Annotated in this window: 17 protein-coding genes and 6 pseudogenes; 15 read left to right on the forward strand and 8 right to left on the reverse strand. The window is 59.9% G+C overall.

The annotated features are described in order from the left end of the window. The first annotated feature begins 575 nt into the window (after positions 1 to 575). The 4 genes and pseudogenes from ASF32_RS13970 to ASF32_RS25390 all read left to right on the forward strand — a co-directional run. A complete protein-coding gene (locus tag ASF32_RS13970; protein ID WP_056429457.1) occupies positions 576 to 866 on the forward strand; it encodes a hypothetical protein in 291 nt (96 codons plus the stop codon). Positions 867 to 2162: 1296 nt separating this feature from the next. Next, positions 2163 to 2345, forward strand: coding sequence for a hypothetical protein (locus tag ASF32_RS25385; RefSeq protein ID WP_056429461.1), 183 nt, complete (start codon positions 2163 to 2165; stop codon positions 2343 to 2345). 388 nt (positions 2346 to 2733) lie between these two features. Then, a complete protein-coding gene (locus tag ASF32_RS13985) occupies positions 2734 to 3108 on the forward strand; it encodes a hypothetical protein (protein ID WP_056429463.1) in 375 nt (124 codons plus the stop codon). Positions 3109 to 3242: 134 nt separating this feature from the next. Further along, positions 3243 to 3380 (forward strand): annotated as a pseudogene (locus ASF32_RS25390) (IS110 family transposase); the annotation flags it as partial. Positions 3381 to 3775: 395 nt separating this feature from the next. Here the strand turns inward: ASF32_RS25390 and ASF32_RS13995 are convergent. The 3 genes and pseudogenes from ASF32_RS13995 to ASF32_RS26530 all read right to left on the reverse strand — a co-directional run. Continuing rightward, positions 3776 to 4117: pseudogene (locus tag ASF32_RS13995) on the reverse strand (IS630 transposase-related protein); the annotation flags it as partial. Between the two features lie 210 nt (positions 4118 to 4327). Continuing rightward, complete coding sequence (locus ASF32_RS25955) at positions 4328 to 4711, reverse strand: VanZ family protein (RefSeq protein ID WP_056429467.1); 384 nt, start codon at positions 4709 to 4711, stop codon at positions 4328 to 4330. Positions 4712 to 4804: 93 nt separating this feature from the next. Continuing rightward, positions 4805 to 4987: pseudogene (locus tag ASF32_RS26530) on the reverse strand (ISL3 family transposase); the annotation flags it as partial. Between the two features lie 177 nt (positions 4988 to 5164). On the opposite strand from ASF32_RS26530, the pseudogene ASF32_RS26535 reads away from it, so the two are divergent. The 6 genes and pseudogenes from ASF32_RS26535 to ASF32_RS14030 all read left to right on the forward strand — a co-directional run. After that, positions 5165 to 5659 (forward strand): annotated as a pseudogene (locus tag ASF32_RS26535) (IS3 family transposase); the annotation flags it as partial. Between the two features lie 621 nt (positions 5660 to 6280). Further along, the gene (locus ASF32_RS14015) at positions 6281 to 7648 is read left to right on the forward strand and encodes a TolC family outer membrane protein (RefSeq protein WP_244483648.1); all 1368 of its coding nucleotides are present in this window, start codon (positions 6281 to 6283) and stop codon (positions 7646 to 7648) included. A gap of 222 nt (positions 7649 to 7870) precedes the next feature. Continuing rightward, positions 7871 to 8065 (forward strand): hypothetical protein, encoded by a 195-nt coding sequence (locus tag ASF32_RS14020; protein WP_056429472.1) that lies wholly within the window; start codon positions 7871 to 7873, stop codon positions 8063 to 8065. 166 nt (positions 8066 to 8231) lie between these two features. Further along, entirely contained in the window at positions 8232 to 8426 is a 195-nt protein-coding gene (locus tag ASF32_RS25395) for a DUF2497 domain-containing protein (protein WP_156467824.1), read from the forward strand. Positions 8427 to 9365: 939 nt separating this feature from the next. Beyond that, a complete protein-coding gene (locus tag ASF32_RS14025; protein ID WP_056429474.1) occupies positions 9366 to 10355 on the forward strand; it encodes a sulfotransferase in 990 nt (329 codons plus the stop codon). Positions 10356 to 10419: 64 nt separating this feature from the next. Next, positions 10420 to 11880, forward strand: coding sequence for a hypothetical protein (locus ASF32_RS14030; protein WP_156467825.1), 1461 nt, complete (start codon positions 10420 to 10422; stop codon positions 11878 to 11880). 153 nt (positions 11881 to 12033) lie between these two features. On the opposite strand, the gene ASF32_RS14035 is transcribed toward ASF32_RS14030, so the two are convergent. The 3 genes from ASF32_RS14035 to ASF32_RS14045 form a co-directional block, all read right to left on the reverse strand. Further along, complete coding sequence (locus ASF32_RS14035) at positions 12034 to 13227, reverse strand: hypothetical protein (RefSeq protein WP_056429477.1); 1194 nt, start codon at positions 13225 to 13227, stop codon at positions 12034 to 12036. A gap of 205 nt (positions 13228 to 13432) precedes the next feature. Then, positions 13433 to 14854, reverse strand: coding sequence for an oligosaccharide flippase family protein (locus ASF32_RS14040; protein WP_056429479.1), 1422 nt, complete (start codon positions 14852 to 14854; stop codon positions 13433 to 13435). Beyond that, a complete protein-coding gene (locus tag ASF32_RS14045) occupies positions 14851 to 15954 on the reverse strand; it encodes a polysaccharide pyruvyl transferase family protein (RefSeq protein ID WP_056429481.1) in 1104 nt (367 codons plus the stop codon). Before ASF32_RS14045 ends, ASF32_RS14040 begins: the two co-directional genes overlap by 4 nt. A 1137-nt stretch (positions 15955 to 17091) precedes the next feature. Here ASF32_RS14045 and ASF32_RS25400 point away from each other — a divergent pair. From ASF32_RS25400 to ASF32_RS25405, 3 genes are all read left to right on the forward strand, one after another. Next, a complete protein-coding gene (locus ASF32_RS25400; RefSeq protein WP_156467826.1) occupies positions 17092 to 17256 on the forward strand; it encodes a hypothetical protein in 165 nt (54 codons plus the stop codon). A gap of 741 nt (positions 17257 to 17997) precedes the next feature. Then, on the forward strand, positions 17998 to 18696 hold the full coding sequence (locus ASF32_RS14055) for a sugar transferase (protein WP_082490422.1): 699 nt from the start codon (positions 17998 to 18000) through the stop codon (positions 18694 to 18696). Positions 18697 to 18937: 241 nt separating this feature from the next. Continuing rightward, positions 18938 to 19555 carry a hypothetical protein gene (locus tag ASF32_RS25405; RefSeq protein WP_156467827.1) on the forward strand — a complete coding sequence of 206 codons (618 nt, stop codon included), beginning with the start codon at positions 18938 to 18940 and terminating at the stop codon, positions 19553 to 19555. A 221-nt stretch (positions 19556 to 19776) separates the two neighbouring features. Here the strand turns inward: ASF32_RS25405 and ASF32_RS14065 are convergent, their stop codons facing one another. Further along, on the reverse strand, positions 19777 to 23052 hold the full coding sequence (locus ASF32_RS14065) for a calcium-binding protein (RefSeq protein ID WP_210166859.1): 3276 nt from the start codon (positions 23050 to 23052) through the stop codon (positions 19777 to 19779). Between the two features lie 522 nt (positions 23053 to 23574). Between ASF32_RS14065 and ASF32_RS24580 the strand changes: the two are divergent. Beyond that, positions 23575 to 23787, forward strand: a pseudogene (locus ASF32_RS24580) (IS66 family transposase); the annotation flags it as partial. A gap of 168 nt (positions 23788 to 23955) precedes the next feature. Further along, entirely contained in the window at positions 23956 to 24438 is a 483-nt protein-coding gene (locus ASF32_RS14070; protein ID WP_244483649.1) for an adenylyl-sulfate kinase, read from the forward strand. Between the two features lie 103 nt (positions 24439 to 24541). Here ASF32_RS14070 and ASF32_RS26540 read toward each other — a convergent pair. Further along, positions 24542 to 24874 (reverse strand): annotated as a pseudogene (locus tag ASF32_RS26540) (IS66 family transposase); the annotation flags it as partial. Positions 24875 to 25122: the final 248 nt, after the last annotated feature.

A 25122-nucleotide genomic window follows, 5' to 3' on the forward strand; every position in this document is an offset into this window, starting at 1 on the left:
GGCATGGCAATCCTCCCTCATAAGCCCGTCCAGTGAATCACACGCCAGCCAGATCGCCTACCCCAAGCGATTCAACCCGCCAGGGCACGGCTCTAGCCCCCACGATCCGCTTTCCCCTTCGCATTACAGAGGTAGGCGAGGCCATCGCCGTGCTGGACGCGGTGGGGACGCATGTGAGCTACACGTACTGGGAGAACGAACCGATCCGCCGACAAAGCGTGAAGCGCGTCACGCGAGACGAGGCGGTGCAGATGGCGAAGATGATCGCAAGGGCGCTAACGGTGGAGTTTGGGGAGCGTGAACCTCGCTCAGGCTATCCGTCGAAGTGGCAGATGATCCCGGCTTCGTGGATCCTATAGCATTGAATGCCTCAGCGACGTTGTCGGCGTCTTCTCTAGATAGGCCCACCTGACGAACGCCATGTACCAGCGTCGCATCCTTCGTTTCGCGATTGATAACCGACCAGCCGCCGGGTTCATACTGCACATCGTAAAGATGATCTGGATTATTGTTCACGGAAAACTCCTAAGGATGGCGCTAGGAAGGGAGGGAAACCCGCCTGATAATATCTACGGGTGGGGCTTCTTGCGCTCGCGGCGCTTAAGTTCGGCTTCCCGCGATGGCCCCCGCGTGGCATCCGCAAAGCCATGCCGAAAAAGCCTCCTCACTTCGCCCGCCTGATTGCTGTCCGTCAGCCTGACGAGACCGATCGTATTTATGCAATCCTGGCGATGGCGGTGGGAAATGCAATCCAGATCGCGGCTCAGCAAGAGCCGACAGGGCCTGCGCCTCGCCACATCGGCTTGCTAGGCACTGCTATCGTCAAGCGTATGAAGCTCAAGGTCGGCGAGGTGCGGATCGTTTGAACCCCTCCCTGCCCTTACGGCGGCGGGGCTTGAGCATGCATCGCGGCAAATATCTTATCACTGCTTCAGAATTTTTGCCCTGTCTGCCTTTCGTTGATTGAGCCTTAACTCAAGTGCAGTAATAACCGCTTCCTTGGGGGTGCTCATCATCAGTTCCTTATTAATTGCTCGCTCTATACTTGACAGATCAGTCTCAACTTTACGCAGTCTACGCCCAGGATGCATCGAAAATAATAAATCTACAGTCCAAGTGATTAGTCGGTCTATTCTTCTAATGATAAAAATTTGCATTAAAATTATCGTCCGACGTGTGTTTTTGCGGTTCTACGTGTCGACCGATAGGGACGCAAGATTGTATTGGCATTATCGTGCGAATTTCGCAGAAGTGTCCGGTTTCGGACGAATTCGCACGCTTCTGATCTGAGTATGTTGCCCGTCGCAATCCCTGAGGCGAGCACAGCATAATGAACTCACGTGTGGCGGCGATCATGGTCTTAACGGCTATTGCCTACGTCAGCCTATTGGTCTTCGCGCTGCTCAGCGATCTCCCTTGGCTCCTTGCAATGCTAGCGCTACTCGCTGCCTACGGATTTACACCTCGACGCTGGTTCGATTGAGATCGAAAAACCCGCCTCGGCGTGAGCCGGGCGGGCAAGGTCGGGCTCCAAGGCGAGACGCCTAGGAAGCGCACGCTTCGCATGGACTGCCGGACATTTAAAGACCCCGCACCAGCTTTCGCCGGGCGAGATCGAGATGGGTTCGCAGTACATGAGAAAGTGCTCAGCTTACGCGGCGCGCTCGGGGATGTCAGGTCTTCCAGAAGGGGTAATCTCAAGTTCAATTTAAAGCGGAACGGTTAAGCATTATGCCCCCATTTCGTTGGCTCGCGTGAGGCCTCGAGCAGACGTATGTTCAGCGCCCAGCAGGAGTCTTATCAGCGTGTACGAGGTTCGGGCTTTGACGCATTCTGGCGAGGCCATTTACCTTGGGTCGGCGGACTTTCCATCCCTCGATATGGCGAGGGGATTTGCGATAGCTGCATCTCGTTGGATGCTTGCGGTTTCGAAGCCCAATGGACAGATCGAGATTGTTAGCGATGGCGACCGCATAGAGGGCGCAATCTTCGCCTTCTGGGCACAGCAGGAATTTCCAGAACTAGGCTTTTGATGCCTAACGCTGAATTATCTAATGAAAGCGGCCTCGCCCGGCCGAAGCTGAACGAGGCCCTATCGTGCTCTCAGGATGACCGACAGGCGCGGTAGCGCGTCGGGCAGGTATGGCGGAGTGGCGCTAAGCATGGGCGTCGCGTCCGTGAGTTCTGTTCTCGATGGCCTGCTCTCGGCTAACACGCATCTCAGCCAATTCCTGCCGCAGCGCCTCGACCTTGACGTGCAGCTCGCCTGCATCCACCGCCAGTTCGATGCATTGCTCCTGGACCTCTGCGAGTCGGGCGCGAAGCTCGGCATTCTCGGTCGCTAGGGCGAGCAGGAGCAGGGTGTCGGAAACGGTGGGCCTCCTAGGGGCAGGGATCGAATGCTGAAGCGGCCCTTTGAGCCTACGGAAAGCGAACGAGCAACTGACGATATCGTCGCGATCGGGTGCTTTTTTGGACTGCGATAAGCGGGAGCGGACGTCTGCGGTTAGTATATTACAAGTATTGACAGGGATTTTGTTTGCGAAGTATTTGATATGAGCGTGGATGGAATGGCCTTGCGCAAGTTTCAACGATTGCGGAGCCGGATGTCCTGAGGGCAAAGCGATCCGTTCAACAACGAAAACCCTGGCTCCGCTGCCCCGCGCGCGTCGTGCGTCATGAAGCGGTCAAGCCGGGGATGATCGCACCTTCACCAATTCCACGAGGCCAACCTTGATCCAGAAGCCCAAACCACCCCGCCAGCGCTCTGCCGTATCCAACGGCAAGCTGTTCCTTGGCCGTGTCGATGGCCGCGCGGACGTTGCCCGGCGCTTCGCCGACATCATTGCGGACCTGGAAGCCGAGCGCGGCGGTACGGAAGCCCTCGGCGTGGTAGAGCGCCAGGCGGTGCGGGCCTTCGCCATGCTGAGTGTCCAGCGTGAGCTGATCGAGGCGGACATGGCCGCGGGCAGTGCCGTGAACCCTGAAGCCTATGGCCGGCTTTGCGACCTGAGGGACCGTCAGAGCCGCCGGATGGGGCAGCCGCTGAAGCTGGGTCGCAATAGCGTCCGCGATCAGATCATCGGCCAGGGAGAGCGCCGGCTATGAAGCGTCTCATGACGATGCGCGAAGCATTGGAGAGCCCGGACATCTTCGGGCCGATCCTCCCCAGTGAGAGCTGAGCCAACTGGCGTGTCATCCTCATCGCCTCGCAGGGCGAGATCGTCTGGCACCTGCGGACGGGCGGACCGAAGTTGCTTGGCATCAGCAAGCGAAGCAACGCCTACCTACGTGGCCTCTTCATCCACGGTGCTCGCGCGGCTCTTGCTTCGCTATCCAAGACTGAGGAGGCGGCCGGCCGATGGCTGCGCGGGTTGCTAGCGCGGGCGCACTACAACGTCGTGGTCGTCGCGCTCGCAGCCAAACTCGCCCGGATCGCGTGGGCGACGCAGCGCAAAGGGGTGAGCTTCGAGCGGCGGCCCGAGTCGGCCGCCGCATTGACCATCGACAGAGGTCGACCTGAGGCGGAGCATGATCGCTTGGCCCATGTCTACAAGGTTTGCGGGAGGACAGTGAAGATGGCCTAACGGTCGAGCAGCGTTCCGAAAGCCTGGCAAAAAAGCGGCCTAATAAGGCCGCGAGGTGTATATGAGGCTCGGGATGTGCGGCCCTCAATCTTGGCGGTGGCCACCGCGCCGACATGCCGGATACGTTTGTGCAGACCGATCACAGGCATCTTCATCGACCATCTTGCAGGCGGGGCGGGCCATACGTTTTTTCGCGTGATGCCGTGGCGCTTGAAGAAGCGGGACAGGCTGCTGACCCCGACCCGCAGGCCACGTTCGGCCAGTCGGGCGCGCAACTCGCGCAGGAACAGTTCGGGCTTGGCCTCGTAGGTCTGCCGGACCAGGTCGGCCTGGGCCTCGATGGTATGCGAACGCTGATCACCGCCCCTTGGCTTGCCCCGTGTACGTCCTTCCAGCACGAAGGCCTCGTACCAGCGCACGGCGCTGGCGGGACTGACCTCGAACCGTCTGGCGGCTTCCCGGCATGAGGCTCCTGCCTCGATCGCTACTACGACGCGCTCACGCAGATCCGCTGACAAGGCTGAAGGCATCCGGTTCTTCTCCTCGGAGAGCCGGGTATCGAATTACATCTGCACCGCTCTCGAAACCCCAAACGATTCACGAAGATCGGACACTGCTCTAGCTATGAGAACCGGGAGGCCAGCTACCCCGCCATGGCAACACTCGGCACGACCATGCTCCAGATCATGCGACTTTGCAGAGATGCCCTAATCGCTTTCTGTCCTGAAAATGACGTGATCTTAATGCCGAGGGCGCATGATAAAGCCAATAAGCCAGGCAATGGCTGCCCGGCCTGAGAAAACTCCCGCGATTGCCCCGATACTGCTGGCGGCAAAATCAATTAACTGCGAGGTCCGCCCCGGCACCCATAACTGACCCATCTCAAGTACACCAGCGACCGCAACAAGCGCAGCGATCAGACGTCCGCGGTGTGTGTCCTGATAGGAGAACGCGAAGATCGCGGCCGTGCCCCAATAGGCAATGGCATGCTCCATTTGTCCGGGTAGGCCCGTTCTTGTTTCCCACTCCCGTGGTATCCAAGAAAGTAGTATGAGTACGCTAATACATAGCCAACCAGCGATGCGGAGCGTTCTGAGGAGGGCGACAACAAGTGCAAGCGACATGATTGGCTATATAGCAGATCAAACGTGGTAAGGTAAGTACATTGCAGGGGGGGGCTACCCCGTGAAAAGTGGTTCTTTGCCATGTTTGGTGAATTATGTTGCGAGGAGGAACCGTCGTCGTAGGAGGTCAAGTTTGGCGCGGCCGTACATGGCGCGCTTCAAGAGCTTGAGACGCGTGATCTGACCTTCGGCTTGTCCACTGCTCCAAGGCAGTGTCAGCGCGGACCGAACAGCATCTCTATCCTGACCGAGGCTAGCAGCGAAGCTCTCGACGATCCGGACACCGCAAGTTTGCGCTTCGACCAGCCATTGATCGAACGTCGTGACATCTGATGTTCCTGATGGCTGCTGGCCACAGCGGCTCCGGACGATCCGGCAGAACCTGGGCCAAGATCGACGACCTTGGCCGCCTCGGTATCCTGCAGGACGCGCGCGACGACCGCGACTGCCTGGGTCTCTTCGACTGCGCTGGTTCGCTACCGCTGCAACGACTATTCGGTGCCGACCGCCTACGGCTTCCGGGACGTGCTGGTGAAGGGCTTCGTCGAGGAGGTCGTGATCCTGTGCGGCGGCATCGAGATCGCCCGGCATGAGCGCATCTACGGCACCGGCGTGTTCGTGTCCGATCCGCTGCATTACCTCGCGCTGATCGAGACCAAACCGAACGCATTCGACAAGGCTGCCGCGCTCTAGGGCTGGGATCTGCCCGAGGCATTCCAGCACGTGCGCCACCTCTTAGAGGCGCGCATGGGCAAGCGCTACCACTATGACAGCCACGAGCAGCTCCGCGCCCATCTGGCCGACTTCGTCAGCGCCTACAACTTTGGCCGCCGCCTAAAGACCCTGCGGGGTCTCACGCCCTACGAGGCCATCTGCAAAGCATGGTCTGCCGACCCAAGTAGATTCAGGTCAAACCCACTCCACCAAATGCTGGGACCAAACATCTAGGGCTCAACAGTTATCAAGGCGCTGCCGTAGGCGGCCGGGCATCCCCGGCGGGGGGCTATTACCGTCCTGATTCTGTACGAATCCGACCCGTTCTATGTTTGCATCATAGGCCATGAGGACTATTTTCGAGGTTGGCATGACTCGTGAAGCAAGAAAGAAAACAGAGTTATGTCTCCTTGTTGCAGCGCACGCTAATAGGCTGCGCTTTGACGCTGAGCCCGCGCTTGCAATCCCGCTTACAAATTAGCCAGTCCCAGTATCATCAAACCAGCCATGCGCGTCATTGAAGATGCTGATAAAAGTCTCACGGCCAGAAATTCAAACCAGACATTACTCCGGTAAGGGCTGATTTTTATAGTTCATCAATTGCCGCCGCCATGCCCGCGAAGTGCGATGCTCGTCTGAACCCCTACAGCGGGGGGCTGTACCTTTTTTGCTCCACTCTCGACTCTTCGTCTAATCGCCAGCTCATTCCGCTTCTCTGCAACAGCGAAGGTCCGATATTGTTGCCTCATGGTGGGTAAAGCGGTATCGCGCCAAGGCGCTGCGGCCATTTGCGAGGCCGTCCGGTTCATCGAGAAACCGCAAGGGCTGATGAGCGTGAGAGACTGGAAACCTGCGATGCGCACGAGGCTTCGGCCTGCCGGCCTCGCTGTATTGGCCCTTGCCGTCGCTAGCTCGGCTGGTGCCGAGACGCTGGAGAGCGCGCTCTCGCGGGCGTATGACGCCAATCCGACCCTCAATTCCGATCGTGCTGGCGTCCGCGCCACCGATGAGAACGTCGCGCAGGCCAAATCCGGCTACCGCCCGACCGTGAGTCTTGATGCCGATATTGGCCTGACTCAATCTAAGCCCGGGACGACCAGAGTCCAGCTGAGCAATGTCAGACGTCCAGGCGGTGCAGGGCTCACCATCAACCAGACCCTGTTCAACGGCTTTCGCACCGACAACCAGACCCGTCAGGCGGAATCCGACGTGCTCCGTGTCCGGGAGGCGCTGCGCGCCACCGAGATGAACACTCTGTTCAACGCCGCCCAGTCCTACATGTCGGTCCTCAGCGACACGGCGAACCTGGAGCTGCGACGGAACAACGTCGAGGTGCTCGAGGAGCAACTTCGCCAGACTCGCGACCGCTTCAACGTCGGTGAGGTGACCCGCACCGACGTCGCCCAAGCCGAGGCCCGTCTCGCCGGCGCCCGCTCCGACGTTAGCGGCGCCGAGGCAACCCTGCGCGCCAGCATCGGCACCTACCGCCGCTACATCGGCGTGGAGCCGCGCCAGCTTGCGCCGGGCCGGCCCCTCGACCGCTACGTTCCGGGCAGCCTCGATGCCGCGATCAATATCGGCATTAAGGAACACCCGCAGATCCTGTCGTCCCTGCATCTCGTCGATGTGGCCGAGGCGCAGGTTAAAGTCCTCGAAGGCGCTCTGTACCCGACCGCCGGCCTGCAGGGCTCGGTCCAGCAGCGCTTCGACAGCCAGTTCCAGGGCGACAGCGCCGTAAGCGCTTCGATCGTCGGACGTCTGACGATCCCTCTCTACGAGGGCGGTCAGACCTACTCTCAGATCCGCCAGGCCAAAGAGACGGTTGGCCAGCGACGGCTCGATGCCGAGGACACCCGGGATCAGGTTCGCTCGGCAATCGTGACAGTCTGGGGCCAGCTCGAGGCATCCAAGGCACAGGTCATCGCCTCACAGGCACAGGTGCAGGCCAACGAGGTGGCGCTGAACGGCGTGCGCGAAGAGGCCCGCGTGGGACAGCGCACCACCCTCGACGTGCTGAACGCGCAGCAGGAGTTGCTGAACGCGCGAACCAACCTGATCGTCGCCCAGCGCAACCGGGTGATCTTCTCCTACGGCGTCGTCCAGGCGATCGGCCGCCTGACGGTACGCTTCACGTCGCTGCCGGTAGCGGTCTACAGCCCGAAGAAGCACTTCGATCAAGTCAAGGACCTCTGGTACGGCGTGCGCACGCCTGACGGACGCTGAGGTTCGGCGACTTCGCGGTCGCCGACATCCAAGCTGCGCTGGCCGGGATGGCTGAGCTGCGCCCTGTAGTCTTACGGCGTCGCGAGCTTATCTCGCGCCGTGTTGTATCCAGCGCTTGTGTCGGGGCGGGAGCGCTAAATACACGCCGAATGTCGCAACCGTTTCCCCCAGATCCTGAGCGCCGAGAGCCCCAAGGTATCGGACAGGGCGCAGGAACCATCCATGGAGGAGATCCTGGCGTCGATCCGGCGCATCATCGCCGACGATCGAATCGCCAAGGCCGAGGTGGTTCCGTGGCAGGCACCCGCGTCGATGCCCGAGAACGACGATGTCCTGGACCTCGCCGAGGTCGCCCAGCCCGTCCCCATCGATGAACCCGAGATCGCGTTCCGCAAAGAGTCCATTAAGGACGGATAAATCGACTTCGGTGCGATCTTCCTTGACGATGACGAGCCAAATTTAAAGCCGCTGCCTCCGCTCCGCGCCGTACCCCGCATCAAGCCGCCACGTCCGGCCCCCTCAGCCTACAATGTGCGAGCTGGATCACGAGCCGACGCCCACCTAGCGCCTGATCTCGGCCATCATGGATGCGAGCGCCGCCCAGGCCTTCGGCATGCTTTCGAACTCGGTCATGAGCAGCCAGTCCCGCACCCTGGAAAATCTTGCGCAGGACATGCTCCGGCCAAAACAGGCAACAAATTGTGCCAGTTTTCGAAAGATGGAAAAATACTTTTTCGAGCTGCAGAAAATACTATTTCTGCATAAAGAAAGTAAATGACTTATGGTAAATGATATATTTATTGTTAGTATTTCGTCTCTCAGAGTGGTTGCGCTTTTTATTGGTGAAATAACGTCATCTCGTTAAATGCGGAGGCCTGCGTGAACTGAAGCAGTCAGCGAATTTGCGAGGCCGGTGACGCATGCGCGGTTGGGCAATGGCTCAGACCGTCTGTAGGCTCTTTAACGGTGTCAGCAACTAAGACCTTATCGTGTCCGCCGAAGATCAATCGCTGCATTTCTAGCGCATCACAGTGATTGAGGTCTGACGATTGAGTAAGTGCGGAGTTTCGGTTTGGGACCTGTCCTGCGAGACAGGCAGGATGCGCAATGGCATCTCCTTCACGCTCTCTAATTCGGAAGCTTCCGGCTCGAAGCGCTCGTTGCGAATCGAAACACGCTGCAGAAGAACGTCTGGTGGGCCCGTACTGTGTTGTTGAGCGCTGCTGGGCTCGGAACGCACGCGATCATGCGTGAGGCGGGCGCGTCCAAGACGGTGGGGTGGTCTGGCGCTGGCAGGACCGCTTCACCGCAAGGAATGGCTCCAGCCACGCATCGAGCTCGTCAGCCCCCGCGATCCTGATCCATCGCTGCCTGCCAAATCATTATGAAAGTCAACGCAGCACGACACTACAGAGTGCCCAGGTAGTCCTAGTTAATCGATGAGTTGGTTCCCGCGTCGTCGCCTCGCAAAGTGCGCCGTCGTCGTCGCGTGACGCCTGTCCGTGCGGAACTGTCGTCAGTGCCTAGCGGCTGATTTCGCCCGACACTTAAATTTTGCCTGACTCTTGCATTAGGATTCCACATGGTTGAAGGGTTCGGAATACTCGGCTTCCTCGCTCTCCGGCGACGGACGCATCACGTGACGCGGTATCGCATAAGTGGTGGAAAGCCGTTGAGCGTTACGATGCGCGGGTGACGCAGATCAGGGGTCGTTCGGATGGGCGCTCGGTTCGCGATGATCCTCTACGTCAACCGCTCAGGTTCGACGCTCTTGTCCCGGCTTCTTACGGAGTGGTTCGAGGACGCCTTCGTCTTCCCAGAGATCTCGTTCCTGCTGCACCTCATGCTCGATCGAGCCCGGGGCAAGATCCACCAGGGTCAATCCCTATTCGACGTCGTCTCCGCCGATCCGCGTATCGATGCGCTCGGGCTTGATCCGGCGGCGCTTCACGCTATCTGCTGCCGCTCCAGTTCCGAGGATCTCGCCGCATTCCTGACGGAACTGGCCGTGGAGTCGGGTGGACGGGACGCGTACCGCGTCATCGTCTTCAAGTTCGAGACGCTGCTCTACCTGCACGATGAGGTCCTGAAGGCATTTCCGGGCCTCAAGACGATTCATCTCGTCCGAGACCCACGTGCGGTGGTGGGGTCCATGCTTCGCTCGGATCTACCCGAAAAACCCGGATTCAACATGGCCCGGAACAGCCTGATCTTCGCGGCAAGGCACTGGCGGAGCTATGTGCGCCGGGCCTCCGCCGTGGGCCGAGCCCAGTCCCTCCTCACGATTCGCTTCGAGAGCATCGGCCGTGAGCAGGAGGCGGTGTTGGCCAGCCTCTCTGACTTCCTCGGATTGCCGACCTCGCGACATGGGCCGCTACAACGGAGGTATCGCATCTCGAAGCTCGACCGCGACCTTCATGCGCACGTCTTCCGGCCGTTCATTGAGGAGCGGGCGTCCGGTTGGGCGGCCGAACTGCCGGAGCGGGCTGTCGCCGTCGTGGAGGCGCTTTGCGCGCCCGAGATGCGGCAGTTCGGCTACGCGCCCACAGTCACCGCACCATCGCGCTTCGCGATGCTGCGCGCTTATGCGGCCCATGGCGTTCAGATGCTCGATCACACGTTTCGGACGCTCGCCGTCTATCTGCGGCGAACGGACAGGTTCAGTTCGCTTTCGCGCAGAGCGAAGGTTTACCTGATGAAACGGTAGATGCCGGCGACCGTCCCCGTGGGTTAGACGCGGGAGCCATCGTCAGGGCCGGGAGGAGGATAGCTTGGAAGTTTCCATCGCGGGCATGATCATCGCCGCGTTGATTGCGACGATCTGCATGTTCGGGCGTCGCGTTGCCATCATCACGTCGATCTGCGCTTTCGCCTTTCCGTCAACGGCGCTGGTCACACTCACCTCCTTGGGCGGGTCAAGCATTACCGTCCCGCAATTCGGCCTCGTCTGCCTCTTCATTACTGCACTATCGAGCGGCGATCTGGCGCCAAAGATCTCGAACATTTTCAAGACCGAAGCTTCGGCCCAGATTATCGCGCTCTTCACCATTTTCGCCGTGGTGGGAGCCTACATCATGCCTCGGTTGTTCACTGACGTGACAGAAGTCTTCTCGCTCGCCCGCAGCAGCAGCGGACGGGGCAACGTCTTGAGCACGGTCCCCCTGTCGCCAAGTTCGGGAAACATCACGCAGCCCTTCTACTTCCTCGGCAACCTTGCGGGGTTCCTCTCAGTCCTGGTGCTGAGCCAATCGCGAAGGACGCTGGACATGGTGGTGGCCGGCCTCAAGGGCCTCGTCATCGTCCACACCTTGGGTGGCGCGGTCGATTTCGTAAGTAAGTACGGCGTCGGGTTCGATCTCCTCGATTTCCTGAGGACAGCGAAATACGCGATGCTGATTGATGTCGACGTGCTCAATTTCAAACGGATCGTCGGCCTCTATCCGGAAGCGTCGTCTTTCGCCTACGCGTCCATCGCTTACACGGCGCTGATGTTCGGATTCTGGCGGATCATGGGCATTCCGCTTAGCGGATTTCTGTTCTTCTCTGTCCTTGGATGCCTGGCGGTCTCGACTTCGAGCACGGCGTATTTCTGTCTGTTCTTCCTTGCCATCGTTTACGCGATCGTGCTGATCAAGCAGTCGACCACCGGATACGTCGAGGTTCTGTCGGTCTCGTTGGTCCTGGCCGTCCTGCTGGTCATAGCTCTGATCCTGGCCCTAATCATTTTCGCGCCCAAACTGTTGGAGCCGTATCAGGATCTGATCCAGCGAATGGTGTTCAACAAGGCCGACAGCGAGTCGGCGCGTCAGCGGTTCGGCTGGAACATGCAGGCGGTCACGAACTTCTTGCAGACCTACGGAATGGGGGCCGGCCTGGGTAGCCTGCGCTCGTCCAGCTGGATCCTGACCCTGTTGGCCGAACTCGGGTTGATCGGCGCCTTGAGCTACGGGGCCTTCGTCGCGAGCCTGTTCGCGCCGGTTGGCATCGCGAAACCGTCCCGGGATCGATACTTGGCCGGGGTCAGGCTATCCTGTCAGATAATGCTGTTCGCGTTCCTTGTCGCAGCCTGCATCTCGTCTTCGCTGTTCGACCTGGGCGGTGCGTTCTACGTCGCCGCCGGCTGTGCTGTCGCTGCACGCCGCATCGAACGGGGCGAGACCCTTTACATCCTGTGGGAACGCGGCATGGAGCGATCCCACGCCCCGGAGGTTGCTGGTCGAGCGCCGGCGTGATGGCGTGATCGCGCCTGTCCATGGGGCAGCGGGTCATCAAGGTGAGGCGGCGGAACATGCTCGCTGAAGCCACAGACGGCGGGCGCGGTAAGGGCGCGCCGACGGCGCTTGTCTGTCGGGGCCCGGGTACGACCAACGTGATCGCTGACGGGTTTATGGTGCGGCCTCGAACAGTAAAAGCAGAGGACTCCGGCCGACCGTGAGGGTCGGAGCATCCAGCGGGAGATCACGATTGGATACCAAATCCTTAACGAGGACGGGGCGTCCGGCTCCAAGTTGATCGACCGAAACCGCCGTCTCACCGGAGGAACGCCAGAGCACCTCCGCGACCCGCTTTTGTTGACCGTTCTGGTGCGCCCTGAAGCGGATCACGCCCGACAGTTCCGGCACGGATTCGACGCTGTCGATCTCGTAATCGCCGATCGCCTTCAGAAGCCGCGTGATCGCAGAGCCTGCGGGCTTCGACGTTCCTGTGGACGTAAAGAGACCGTATTGATGGCGAACGTCGCCGGGATCGGTGCCCCCGTCGATCAGCTGATAGAGATTGGTGATGCGCTGGAATCCCGCGCCGATTAGCAGCAGCCGCAAATCGAGGGCGGCCTGCTCGGTTGCATCCGCCGCGCTCTTGGCGCCGACCGAGTAGCCCCATTCGGAATTGACTATAAGCGGATTTGTTTCCTTCCGTCCGTGTTCGGACAGGAAACGCAGGAGATCCGCATTCTCCGTCAGGTATGTCTCCGGCTCCCGCCGATACGGATGGAGGCTGATGCCGTCGAGGCATTTCATCAGTTGTTGCGTGGCGGCGCGCGCTGACCATTCACGATAGATGTCGAGCCCGTAGCTTCGGACGTAATACGGTTTGTTCAGAGGTGTCCCCTCCATCGCGAGCCCGACCACCGTCGCCGTCGGTGCTTGATCGTGGATCGCGCGGCAGGTCGTCTCCGCGAGTCGCGCATAGGCTTCTGGGTCCGGCGGCGAGCCCCAGAAGGTCTTCGTGTTGGGCTCGTTCCAGATCTCGTAGACGATCTTGCGTCCCTCGTGCATGGCGCCGTAGCGCCGCGCCACCTGGGCCGAGAAATCGGCGAAAGCTCGGATCTCACGGTCCGACAGCGGCACGCGTCCGTCCGATTCAGCGGGTGCCCGCTCGGTCAGGCGCGTCCGGCCGAACAAGGTTACGATCGGTGTCAGACCGGCGGTCATCAGGCCCCGAATGCGGATGTCGGTCACTGACCAATCGTAGGTACCGCCGGCCTTTTCGACCTCGTAGATGCGGATCCCAATGCGCGCGCGACGCAGACCAAGGTCCTTCGCTGCGGCGAGTTGGATGTCGAAGGGAAGATTGGTCACGACTTGCGCGCTCGCGAGGCTTCGCAGCGTTTCGCTTCGCGCCGGAAGTGTAACCAAGCATATCCCGGCGACGAGGAGACTGGCCAAACGCGCGTCGCGAGGCGCTATGTTGGTGAGGCAGTCGATCACGGATTTACTCCTTCTAGATCACCTAGTCGGCTAACGGGTCTGCTTGTCGGCCACGGTTCGTTGGGAACGCGCGGCCTCATTGGAGACCGTGAAGACTTTGAATGAGACGGCGACGCATCGCGAATGCGACGCAGGCCCAAGCCACTGATCCCGCGGCGATCGCCGCAGCGATCGATATCGGCCCATGGGTCATCGGGATCATCAGGGTCGCCTTGGCCGTGGCCGCGACGAAGGCGGAGACGCCGGCAAGTATGCCGCCGATCCTCGCCAGCCGGGCGATATCCAGTCCGTTCAGCCGCGCAAGCCGCACTATCATGACCGCCGCGATGACGACCTGCACGATCGCGACGGTCGCGGCGGCGTGGAGGAGACCGAGGCGCGACGACCATAGAAGTCCCAGCACGGTCGCGACGGCGGCGAAGGTCTGGACCGCGAGGACGGTGCGTTGCAGATCACGCACGATGAAGAGCGGTCCGAGGATCGCCGGGACAAGGCCGGCCCCGCGCGCGACGCAAAGGGTCGCGATCACCTGAGCCGCCCCCTGCCACGTCGGCCCGAGGACCAGAGAGACGATCTCTCCGGACATGATCGCGAGCCCGGCGAGAGCCGGGAAGGCCAGGATGCCGAAGACCAACAGCGCATCGGGCCAGACTTCCTCCGGGCGCTTCCCTTCTCGCACCAAGCGAGAGAAGGCTGTTCGGGAAATCAGGTTCGCAGGTTGCGCGAAGAGATCGGAGGCGGCGGTGACGATCCGGCTACCGGTTCTGTAGAGGCCGGTGGCACTCGGCGACAGAAGCGCCCCGATGATGAAGTCGGCCGCGTAGTTCGATAGATAATTCGTGAACACCGCCCCGTAGCGGGACCGGGACCAGCCCATGATCGTGCGCAGGCTCGCGACCGATGGTGCGTTGCCGAGGGCCGGCCTGTCCACCAGGAGGAAGCCAATGGAGAGGAGGATGGCGCGCAGATACAGCTGGATGACGAGGGCGGTCAGCCCCAGTCCCCGCTCGATCAGCACGATGGTGATCGTGCCTGCCGCGATTTCGGCTACGATCGTGATGAGGTAGTAGCGAGACAGTTTCCCCCCCCGCAGGATCATCGCCTCCTGCCATGCCGAGAAGGCGGCAAGGACATTCGACGGCATCAGCATCACCAAAAGGCTGAGGAACGCGTCGCCGCCGAAATAGGGTGCGGCCGCCCAGCCGATGACTGTTAGGAGCGCGCCGAAGAACACCGCAGCAGTCACGTTGAGGACAAGTCCTGACGACACGTAACAGTCGGGCTCGTCCGACTTCATCAGGTATTCGTAGGCGCCAACGTAGAGCAGGGTGCGGCCGAACACAGTGAGGATCGCCGCGAGGCTGAAGACGCCGAAACTCTCGGGATCGAGGCTGCGCGCGGCGGCGATCGTGATGGCGACCGTGACGACCTGGGTGATCGCGCGAGCGCCGATCCCGAAGGCTGCGACGCTCGCACCGCGCCGAGGGCCACCGCTCATGCGCGCGCCTCGAGCGCGGCGTTCAAGAGATCAAAGTTGCTGGCACTCGCGATCCCTGCCGCCTCGATGTTCCGGCCACGGCGTTCGGGCGGGCCGTCGGCGTTATCAACCAGAAGCCGGTCGAAGAGGCCGGCGGATTCCGCGGAGGCCAGCTTGACCGTCGCGATGTCGAACTGCCGGGCGGCCGCCATTGTCTTCGTCCCTCCGTCGTCAACGATGAGGATCGGCTTGCGCGCAAGCAGTCCGAAAATGGTCGCGTGAAGCCGGTTCGTGACGACGAGGGACGCTCCCGCATAGGCATTCATGTAGTCGGCCAGAGCGTTCGAGGCGACATGGTTGACGGTGATGGCAGGTGCCCGCGACCTGATCTCCCGATCGAGCGCTTGACACACCACCGGGTCCATCCGGGGCGCGGAATCGTGTGCGACAAGGCTGATCCCACTGGCATCGAACGCGTGCGCCGCTGAGATGGACAACCGGGCCAGTGCCGCGATGTCGATGCACCGGTCCTCCGAGGCATCATCGCACGGAGCGACGATAATCGGCCCCGCCCCCGTGGAACGCGCAAGGGCCGCATGAAGCGTCGTCGGACAGAAAGCGAGGTCGGCTGTTAGGACTGGCTTCGCAGCCCGGCCGCACAAGCCCTCAACCTCCGCAAGCGAGGCATCGTCCCGGACGGTCAGAACGGAAGCCGAGGACAACATCCGCCGCCAAAGCATGCGGTGCGGCATGCGCGTCAGTCGGCTCACGCCGCACCCCAGCACGGCTGACATCCCGCCCGTGCGCCGAGCGGTTTCCATCATCGCCGCAAGAAGGGCCAGGGAACTCGTCGATGCGTTGTCTCGCACCATCTGCCCGCCGCCGACCACTACGAGCCCCCCCCGCGCGGCCGCGAGCGAACCTGGGATATCCTTGCCAGAAAGGACGCCGATATCAGCGTCGCGCAATTCCTGCAGAATGCCCGGGGGGGGCATGACCCATTGCCGAACAAGCATCGGGTTCGTCAGGCCAAGACGCCTTAGACCCTCCACGCACTGCATGAGGAGCGCGAAATCGCCGATATTATTTAGATCGCCCGAGGCGATGACGACGTTACGCATTCGAACTTTCTCAGTGGGGTTGCGAGCCGACGCCGCGACCCTGAACCACGCCGTACCATGGAAGTAATCCCCCGCGCCTGTCGGTGGACCCGGCGTTCAGAACGGGCCTGCACGCCCGCCGAAAGCTCAATCGCCATTGAGGCCAGGTCGGCTGGGGGCGACGAAGGCGGCTGGGTGTCGGTGCGCTCGGGGTAGCGCGTCCGCAGGAACGGTTCCAGTTTAGTACAATAGTGATCGTGTTCCGTGCCGGTCTGCAAGTAATGCGACTATCGACCGACACCCCTCGAGTCAGCACGATATCTGGCCGTTCGCGCCAACCTTGTGACGCTTGGTATCCAACGACCGCCGCAAGGGCTCGACGTCGCGAATGGACAACCCTACGCGCCCTTCAACCGACGCGAACAGTTTCGCTGGCAGAAACATAAGATTGGTGAGCCACATAAGGCTGAGACAGGTGCCGACACGGAGCGATACCATAAGCTCGTTTGGGTCTTCCGGATCGTACCAGCGCGAATTTCTTTCGGATGACACGATATACACTTGCGATGCCTCGAAGACGGAGAACGCATTTCCGCTATGGCACAGGGCGGGTGGAGTGTCGATTGAAGCTTTAAGGCAGCGTTAACCGTTGTGCGGCTGCGCAATACATATCGAGAAATTCAACCAGCTTAAGCAGCGATGTCCGGCGCAAGTGTCGCACCGCACGGTCCGACCTGGATAGTCCCGATCGCCGATTGGGTTCGGGTCGACGCCGCGATGCCGATCAATTTTGTCGCGACACTACCGATTGATCACATGCCTTACACGGCGAGGGAGTACTTCTCCGGTGGAAAGCTCGCCTGCAGAGTTTTTAAAAGTAAAGGTAAATTAAAATTCAACAAGTCTGCAACAACGCATCTACCGGGGTAACCTAAAAATTTGTAAACTTGAAAAATGCAAAAATAATTTATTGTACACCCCAAATTTATCAGAATTTTATTTCATTTACCTAATGCACGCCCAATATTTCATGGAGGATTAACCCCCTTATAGTTACAACGTCGCCGATTTAAGCAACCCAGGATCAAAGGGTAAGCGCCTGTCCAAATAGCAGCTGCGGCTGTAGAATTATTACCCTGAGAAAGGACCCGACATGTCATGCCTTTGATTCTCGCCAGTGCCATCATTGGAGGAATCGTCAGCTTCTTTGGGCTTCTGGAATGGGGAGGCCTCGCGGCACTCGTCGGCGCATCGCTCGGCGCGAGCGTGTCTGCCGGTCTCGCGGGCGCGCTTTTAGCGCTCAAGCGTAACTGGAGTTGCTAAAACATCTAAAGGATGCGTCTCCGCTAGCGTGGCGCGGGCTCTGCCGACAGGTGTCTAATAACATCTGGCGCTGCACGCTCCGAATCGGCAAGCATACGTGTCGCCGAACGATCAGAATTGCTTCGGCGATCGAGCGTGCCAGACTGGTAGGGGAGATGTTGCCCCATCGATGTGCGACAAGCAAACCAAATGTTCTGTCGTTCCGTCGAGCACTCAAGCGATGTTCGTAGTTAGTACGACCCTCGTCATCTAGGCCCCCTGCCTGACGGAACGATTCCGTAAGATAGGCGTTATCTTGATCGCCGCTCGCCCGCCGCGTTCGAGAGACAGTCGGTCCCCTGGATTCATGGACTGCCGCTAACATCCCTCTTGTGCACTGCATCTAACGAATGGACCCAGGCACGCCATCGCCTTCGGCGACGGGTTCAATAAATGCATGATCCTGCCCATTCACGGTGAAAATCGCCGGTGCTCCGCGTCGTATCGCCGAGCCTTCCCGCTGATCGGGGCCGAGCGCCGAGCATGGGCTAACAACGGGCCAAGTCCGATTTCGCGTAATAAACGCAGTCGTTACAAAGTTTAGAGTTTTCCAGATAAGCAAAAATTTTGAGCTTCTAAGTAGACATCGTCGTACCAGCGCGCTGCGCCACGGTCGGGAGATGCCGATCCGGGCTTGACTTGCTTGTGAACACAGTTAAGAAACTACTACCGACCCGCACTCAATTTAAGTTGTTATTGAATATGAGCAATCTTGTTCGCATCGACGATTTATTTTCGCGGAAGATGCCGAGGTTGGTTTCGGGTGCTTTTCCAATCCGCAGCAAGCCACTGGGTCTGATTGGTAAGCGCGGCATCGACATCGCTGTTTCTGCAGTCTCGATCCTGACGCTCCTGCCTCTTCTCGGTCTGCTATGTGCCGCGGTCTGGCTCAGCGACGGCCGCTCGCCGATCTTCAAGCACCGCCGAATTGGTCGCAACGGCACGTATTTCTCGTGCCTGAAGATTCGCTCGATGGTGAGCAACTCAGACGAGGTCCTGCGCCGGCACCTGGAAGAGAATGCCGATGCCCGCGTCGAGTGGGCGCTGAACCACAAGCTCGTCGACGATCCGCGCGTCACGGCACTGGGGAAGTTCCTGCGCAAGAGCAGCCTCGATGAGCTGCCGCAGCTCTTTAACGTTCTCTGGGGCGAGATGAGTCTGGTCGGACCCCGTCCCATCGTAGAGGCTGAGGTCGCGCGCTACGGCGAAGCGTTTGCGCAGTGCTTCTCGGTCCCCCCGGGCATCACTGGCATGTGGCAGGTTAGTGGCCGGAGCGAAATCGCGTACAGCGATCGCGTTGCCCTTGATCTCAGCTACGCCCAGGGCTGGAACCTCAGCCGCGATGTCGCGATCCTGTTCAAGACCGTCCCGGCGGTTCTTCGTCAGAAGGGTAGTTATTGATTTTGCCGAAGAAGATTATCAACTAAATCACCTTCAGATCGTCTTATGCAGCCTTAAAAATCGATTTTTTGATAGAAAATTCTAGCTTAAGTACTCAAGATAACAATGTGTAATTTTTTTATTCTTGAGGATCATGATCTAGAATAAGCAAAAATGCGGTAAATTTAGCAATATACTTTGCCGCGTCGTTTAGAACCTGTTAATCAGAAGCGTTCGCTTCTTCGAGAATTGGAGTTACAAAATGGCAGTCAGACTTGATTCTGCAGCATTCCCCAGCGCTCCTGAGGCGTCGCCCGGTGGTGATGTGACCCCAACAAAGGGTTACAGCTTTGCCACGTCGAAAGGCTCTGGCGAATCGGTCAAGGTGTCTGGATCGAGTGGTAACGATGTAATCACGATTTCCGATCTTCAAAAAGACTCGGATCAAGTTATCAATACGGGATCGGGGAACGACCTTTTTCGCTGGAACGGAGCTGAAGGAGCTCGCGCAGGCGCTGATACCTTTGATACTAATGGCAACCTTCTCCTCAAGGCTACAGAAGATGTCAATGGTATTGTAAAGTTCGGCGATAAACAAACTGATGGCTTGGGCGACAACGACCAAGTTTATCTTGCTAACCAAATTTCTGACTATGAGTTTACACTGCGATCAGACGGTGGGATAAAAATTCACTACATCGGAACCACCGACGGAGCCGCGGTTACCTTTTATGGCGCAGAATCCTTCACATTCCGCAACATTGACCCGGTAACCGGAGATAATAATAAGACCTTTAGCTTGGATTACGCCGAGTTGAGGGATCTAATTGATGCAGCCGACGGTGTTCCGCTGCCAACCGACATGATTTTTGGGGTTTAGCAGCTATATTAGTTTGGATTATATGAGTCGTCGTTAAATTATCTAAGTGGCTCGGGAATTTTTCCCGGGCCTCTCAGATGATGGTGTCTTCATCATAAGTTTTGGTGTTGCTTTAATTTAGATATGTCAGCGTATTCTGATGTGCATCCATATTAGAATATTATTTCCAAAGTCTTTTGTGCGATAGAGACAATTGGTAGGCAGACCCAGGAATTGTGGATTTATTGAAATCCAAAATCCCAGCCGTCAAGAAGATTTTTTGCGATGATGTCTGATGCGAAATTGAAGCTCGCAATTGCAACGGCAGCTTGCGATTGCGACCCACCCGAATCACCATCTGCATCCCAGAACAGCGTTTTGCTCATTACGTTGAACAAGAATTGGCCATGGTTCTGCGTGGATTGCATCGTCTTTCCCGATACAATCGCAAAATAGTCGGCGCTTAGCGTTCCGTCGGGATCCAAGCCGTGGCCGAGGTCGAGGTCAAGATTGGAGGCCTGGAACATAAGGCGGTCTCCCTCAGCTGAGCAGAAGTCACTCACCTTGTCGGTGCTCGTGGCGCTGGCCTGGCTGAAGACGAAGGTGTCGGCCCCCACGCCGCCGGTGAGAATATCGAGCCCGGCGCCACCCGCCAGCACGTCGTCGCCCGCGCCCCCCGAGAGTCTGTCGTTGCCGCCGCCACCGCTCAGAGCATTGGCGCCGGCGTTGCCGGCGATCTTGTTCGCCAGGGCGTTGCCGGTGCCGTCCACGGCGGCCGTGCCGGTCAGCGATAGGTTCTCGACGTTCAGGCCGAGGGCGAACGAGACGGAACTGCTGACGCTATCCACGCCGGTGGCGTCGTCGATCTCACCGACGGTGTCGCTGAGATCGACGACGATGTAGGTGTCGTTGCCCGTGCCGCCGTGCATCGCGTCCGCACCGGCTCCCCCGTCGAGCCTGTCATTGCCCGCGCCACCGTAGAGGGTGTCGCCCTCCGCGCCACCGGACAGCGTGTCGTTGCCGGTATCGCCAAAGAGGACGTCCGCACCGCCGCCGCCGGACAGGGTATCGTCACCGGCGCCGCCGTTGATGGTGTTGCCGGCGACGGTCCCCGTGATCTTGTTGGCGAGTTCGTTGCCCCGGCCGTCGATCGCCGCGGTGCCCGTTTGCGTGAGGTTCTCGATGTTCTTGCCCAGCGCGAAGGGTACCGAACTCTTGACAAGGTCGATACCGGTGGGGTCGTCGTCTTCGTCGACGGTGTCGCGCAGGTCATCCACGACATAGGTGTCGTTGCCCGCGCCGCCGAACATCGCGTCTGCGCCCGCGCCGCCATCCATGTGGTCGTGTCCCTCGCCGCCGTAGAGCCGGTCGTCGCCGTCGCCGCTGTAGAGCTTGTCGGCGCCGTCCTCGCCCCGCAGAATGTTGGATCCGGCATTGCCCTTGATCGAGTTGGCCATGTTGTTGCCCATGCCGTTGATGTCGGTCGTGCCGGTCAGCGTAAGTTTCTCAACGTAGCGCTCCAGGGTGAAATCGGCGCTAGCTTTTACGAGATCGACGCCGCCCTCATCGGAGCCGTCGCTCTGGATCTCGATGGCCCGGTCCAAGACGTTGTCGACGGTGTAGGTGTCTTTACCGGCGCCACCGTACATCCGATCGGCGCCGGCGCCACCGTCGAGGCGGTCGTCGCCGTCGCGCCCGTACAGCGTATCGTCGTAGTGCGTGACCGCCGTGCGGCCGAGCACGAATTTCGACGGCGTCAGGACATCCTTGCCGAGCGTGCCCTCGACGGTGTTACCCGCGCGGATCTCGGTCCTGGGAGGCGACGGCGACGGGGCGTCGTCGCCAGCCTCCGGCAGGGTGGCGAGCGGGCTTTCGCTCAGGATTGTAATCCGGCGCGCGGTGAGGTCGCCGCCGGTGCTGGAGGTGTTGCTGCCAAAGACGAAGTCGATTGTGTCACCGGCCGAGACGGCGATGTGCTCAAGATTGAGATCGAGGACGTTGCCGTTCAGGGGATCGAATATGACCGAGCGGTAGATCGCCTTGCCGTTGTGCAGGATCTTCAGGTCGGCTCCGTCCGTCGACTTGTCCGAGACGTCCCAGTGGCCGACGATGCGCAGGTCGTCGGCTGTCTTGGCGGTGAAGCGCTCCACCACCGCGTATTTGGCCGACGGCGTATGGCCGTTGCCGAAATCGACCGGATTTACCGAGGCCGCGTCGACCCGCAAGGGGCGCAGGCCCTCGGTGCCGATGTAGGGTGTCCAGGGCTCGTCGGCCCGCGCGCCGCCCGACATCGTGTAAAGCGGGGTCATAACGCCGGTGCCGCTCAGCTGATAGTACGACCAGTATCCCTCGAAACCGGCCGCCGAGCCCTTGGCGTTGCTGACGTCGAAATCGTGCAGACTGTCGGCGACGATGCCGGTCCCGGTGGAGAAGAACGTCTCGCCTGCCACGATCGGCGTCTCAGAGATAGCGATGATTGGCTCGCCGAAAGCGATTTTGCCGTCGAAATGCTCGATCTTCTCGCCCGACGCCTTATAGTAGGTGGTCGGCCCGGTCAGCTCGATCGTCTGATCTTCGCCCCAGATCACGAGCGTGCTGCGACCGAAAAGATAGCCGTATGTCGCGCTGTCGGTGCTGATCTTGGTCGGCGTGCCGAGATTGAGGAGATGATCCTGGATGAATGCAAACGCTTTGCCGGCCGGCGTCACGGCTCCGGCGCGGTCCACCAGTTCCATGTTCGGAAACCACTTCTGCTCCTGCAGGGCGTACCAGTCGGCGGATGCGACGCCAGCTGCCGCCATAACGGCGGTCATCTTCACGAGATAGGCGGGGGCCTCCTCTAGACTCTTAAAGTTCTGGCCGAACTCCGTGACGTAGATGGGTGTCTGGTGTGCGCCCATCGCCGCCTTAAGCACGTCGAGTTGATCCCCCAACTGCTCGGGCGTGCTGGTGTAGGGGTGGATCGTTACGCCGTCGATGAGGTCCAGCGCACCCTTGTTGAAGAGTTCGGTGAGGTAGGCGACGGGAATGGAGTGGGTGGCGCCTCCGAGGATCTTCACCGTAGGGGAGGACTCCGAGATGCTCCGTGCTACGGCGGTGAGGATGTCCATGTAATGGTCGTCGCGCAGGCTGTAGCTGTCCTTCTGTACAACACCGCTGACGAAGTTGTTGCCGTTGAACTCGTTGCCGATCTCGATCGCGGAAACACCCTTGAAGTGATGCACGGTCGCGGTAACGAACTTGGCGTAGGCTACCAGACCCGCCGACGTGTTCGGCGTGGTGCCGCCGTCGTAGAGCGAGTTGGTCGCTGAGAAGACGAGCGTGACATCGAGCCCCTGATCAAGGGCCTTCCGAACGTAAGCGACGCTCGGATCGGAAAAATCGTAGACGCCGGGGGTGGTCTCGATCTTGGCCCACGACACAGAATCGCGGATGGCCGTCGCGCCGATGACGGCTGCGCTTCCCATCATGGACGTATTCCACCCCTGGGAAAAATGCGTCGCTGTACCCAGGATCATCGTGCTCAACCACCTAGCCAATACAGAAATGTCTTGGCTGGTAAGTTTGTGAATAGATGTAATCCGATCGTAAAAATTTATGAAATTCTATTTAGTATATATTAACTTTAGCAGAAGATTTTATTAGGCATCGTAGTAGGCTTGTTGCGTCTTGAGCGGTCCCGCTCGATGGCCCGCCTCATGCGGACAGCCCGCGCCCAAGTTGGCCGGGTCGGCCTCGGGTCGTGACCGGCGCCCGCTGCCTCGGTGTCGGGTGCAGCCGCTGTTTGCCTGTTACGAATGGAAGGAGTCTCGGGTTTGCCGCGACGTCGCGTAGAGGCGCCGCCGGCTCGATGCTTGGATTGCGGGACCCAAGGCCATCGATGCAAGCCTCGGATATCAACCACAAATACAACACAACGGAAGATTCTCGAGACGGCAGCTAAGGATAAAGGATGGACTGGTTCGGTAATTACCCACCCCCTTACGCGGGGCGGATTTCGCTGATTTTTTCGTATAATGGGCTGAAGCGATTTTGAGCGGTTGAGCCGCGAGCTGCTGATAGAGCTTGTGTTACGACTGCAACGCCCGGAGAAGACCTCGCGCACCTCCTTGAAGCCGCCGGCGACCGACCGCAAGGAGAGACGCGCGCAGGCCAAGCGGGGCGGTGCCAAGCCCGGGCACGAGGGCTACAGCCGCGTGATAAGCAAGGATCCCGACGCCGTCCTCGATCATCGTCCGGATCGCTGCGCGTGCTACGGACATGGTACGTTATGGCGTAAGAGCAACGGATCGGGGTTACCGCGTTGGCGGTGGTATGAGAATGCTCCTGGGTCTTCGCGCCGGGGCGCGTTCGAATGAGCGACCCGGTGGCACCCTGTCCCGTCACAGGGCTCGGCGCGCGAGACGCATCTGAGGAGGACGATGTCCCTACCCCACAATCCGCAAGGCCCGGCCGATGGTCTCCGGCGCGGTATGAAGATCCTCGTCATGGGGCTTCCCGGCGCCGGCAAAACGACCTTGGCCCGCCTTCTTCGCGCGCGGCTCGGATGTGTCCACCTCAATGCCGACGAGGTGCGCCGTCACCTCTACAGGGATCTGGGCTATTCCTTGGAAGACCGCCTCGAACATGCCCGGCGCATGGGATGGCTGTGCGAACGCATCGTGCAGGGCGGTGTCGACGTCATCGCCGACTTCATCTGTCCGACGCAAGAGACGCGCGCGGCCTTCGGAGCGACGTTCACGGTCTGGATCGACCGGATTAAGGAAGGCCGGTTCGCGGATACGAATCGCCTCTTCGTGCCCCCCGAAACCTGGGACGTCCGGGTCGAGGCGGGCCCCAGCCCTGAGACCTGGACGCAGCGCGTCCTCGACGCGATTGAGGACCGGAAGAATCCGCGCGCATGATCGCGCGCAGAGAATCATTACTGCGCACCGGTAGCGTCCCCGATCGTTGGGTCAGCGCCATCCGGTCTGACGGAGGTAACTACCCCTCATATGACCGCAGGGTTCAAATGGCGACGGTTTTGAGGATGGTGCCGAAGGGGCTATTGCCTGTGAGGCGGGCGGTATCGACCACAGTGCGTATGGTAGCTTCGCCCTCGACCGCCCCCATCGCGAGGTAGCCGTTGGTGACTTTCTGCTGGACTACGGACGGGCGCAGTAGCTTCTCTGAACGGTTGTTGGCCGGTTCGACCGCGCCAGTGTGGCCGAGGAACACCAAGAGCTTATGTCGAGCATCGCTGGTCTCGGCGACATAGGCGACGTCGCCGGCGAGATGGTCAAGGTAGGCCTAGTGCGCTGGCGCATTGCCATGCCGAGCCATCTAGCGGTCCGAGATCCAAGCTGCCGGACCGGATCGATCAACTCCTCGCGGCTCAGCCGATCAATATCGCTTCAACCCATCCCCCGAGGGAGTCCGCGAATTCCGGCCCGCCCAAGGGGATGGGTTATTACTTGTTCCGGGTATGGCCGTTTTCCATGCGCGAACATCCAGATCTATGGATGCTTTCATGATACAGCAACCCTCGATTCGACGGAAGTTCTGACGAACTTGCAGAGCGATGATGTCACAGCATATGATCAATTATG

This window comes from Methylobacterium sp. Leaf91, assembly GCF_001422815.1.
Taxonomy (GTDB): domain Bacteria; phylum Pseudomonadota; class Alphaproteobacteria; order Rhizobiales; family Beijerinckiaceae; genus Methylobacterium.

Excerpts from the sequence above, each read along its gene's own strand:
- ASF32_RS25385 (WP_056429461.1), top strand. The coding sequence starts at position 2,163 with ATGGGCGTCGCGTCCGTGAGTTCTGTTCTCGATGGCCTGCTCTCGGCT.
- ASF32_RS25955 (WP_056429467.1), bottom strand. The coding sequence starts at position 4,711 with ATGTCGCTTGCACTTGTTGTCGCCCTCCTCAGAACGCTCCGCATCGCT.
- ASF32_RS14015 (WP_244483648.1), top strand. The coding sequence starts at position 6,281 with ATGCGCACGAGGCTTCGGCCTGCCGGCCTCGCTGTATTGGCCCTTGCC.
- ASF32_RS14020 (WP_056429472.1), top strand. The coding sequence starts at position 7,871 with ATGGAGGAGATCCTGGCGTCGATCCGGCGCATCATCGCCGACGATCGA.
- ASF32_RS25395 (WP_156467824.1), top strand. The coding sequence starts at position 8,232 with ATGGATGCGAGCGCCGCCCAGGCCTTCGGCATGCTTTCGAACTCGGTC.
- ASF32_RS14025 (WP_056429474.1), top strand. The coding sequence starts at position 9,366 with ATGGGCGCTCGGTTCGCGATGATCCTCTACGTCAACCGCTCAGGTTCG.
- ASF32_RS14040 (WP_056429479.1), bottom strand. The coding sequence starts at position 14,854 with ATGAGCGGTGGCCCTCGGCGCGGTGCGAGCGTCGCAGCCTTCGGGATC.
- ASF32_RS14045 (WP_056429481.1), bottom strand. The coding sequence starts at position 15,954 with ATGCGTAACGTCGTCATCGCCTCGGGCGATCTAAATAATATCGGCGAT.
- ASF32_RS25400 (WP_156467826.1), top strand. The coding sequence starts at position 17,092 with ATGCCTTTGATTCTCGCCAGTGCCATCATTGGAGGAATCGTCAGCTTC.
- ASF32_RS14055 (WP_082490422.1), top strand. The coding sequence starts at position 17,998 with ATGAGCAATCTTGTTCGCATCGACGATTTATTTTCGCGGAAGATGCCG.
- ASF32_RS25405 (WP_156467827.1), top strand. The coding sequence starts at position 18,938 with ATGGCAGTCAGACTTGATTCTGCAGCATTCCCCAGCGCTCCTGAGGCG.
- ASF32_RS14065 (WP_210166859.1), bottom strand. The coding sequence starts at position 23,052 with ATGATCCTGGGTACAGCGACGCATTTTTCCCAGGGGTGGAATACGTCC.
- ASF32_RS14070 (WP_244483649.1), top strand. The coding sequence starts at position 23,956 with ATGTCCCTACCCCACAATCCGCAAGGCCCGGCCGATGGTCTCCGGCGC.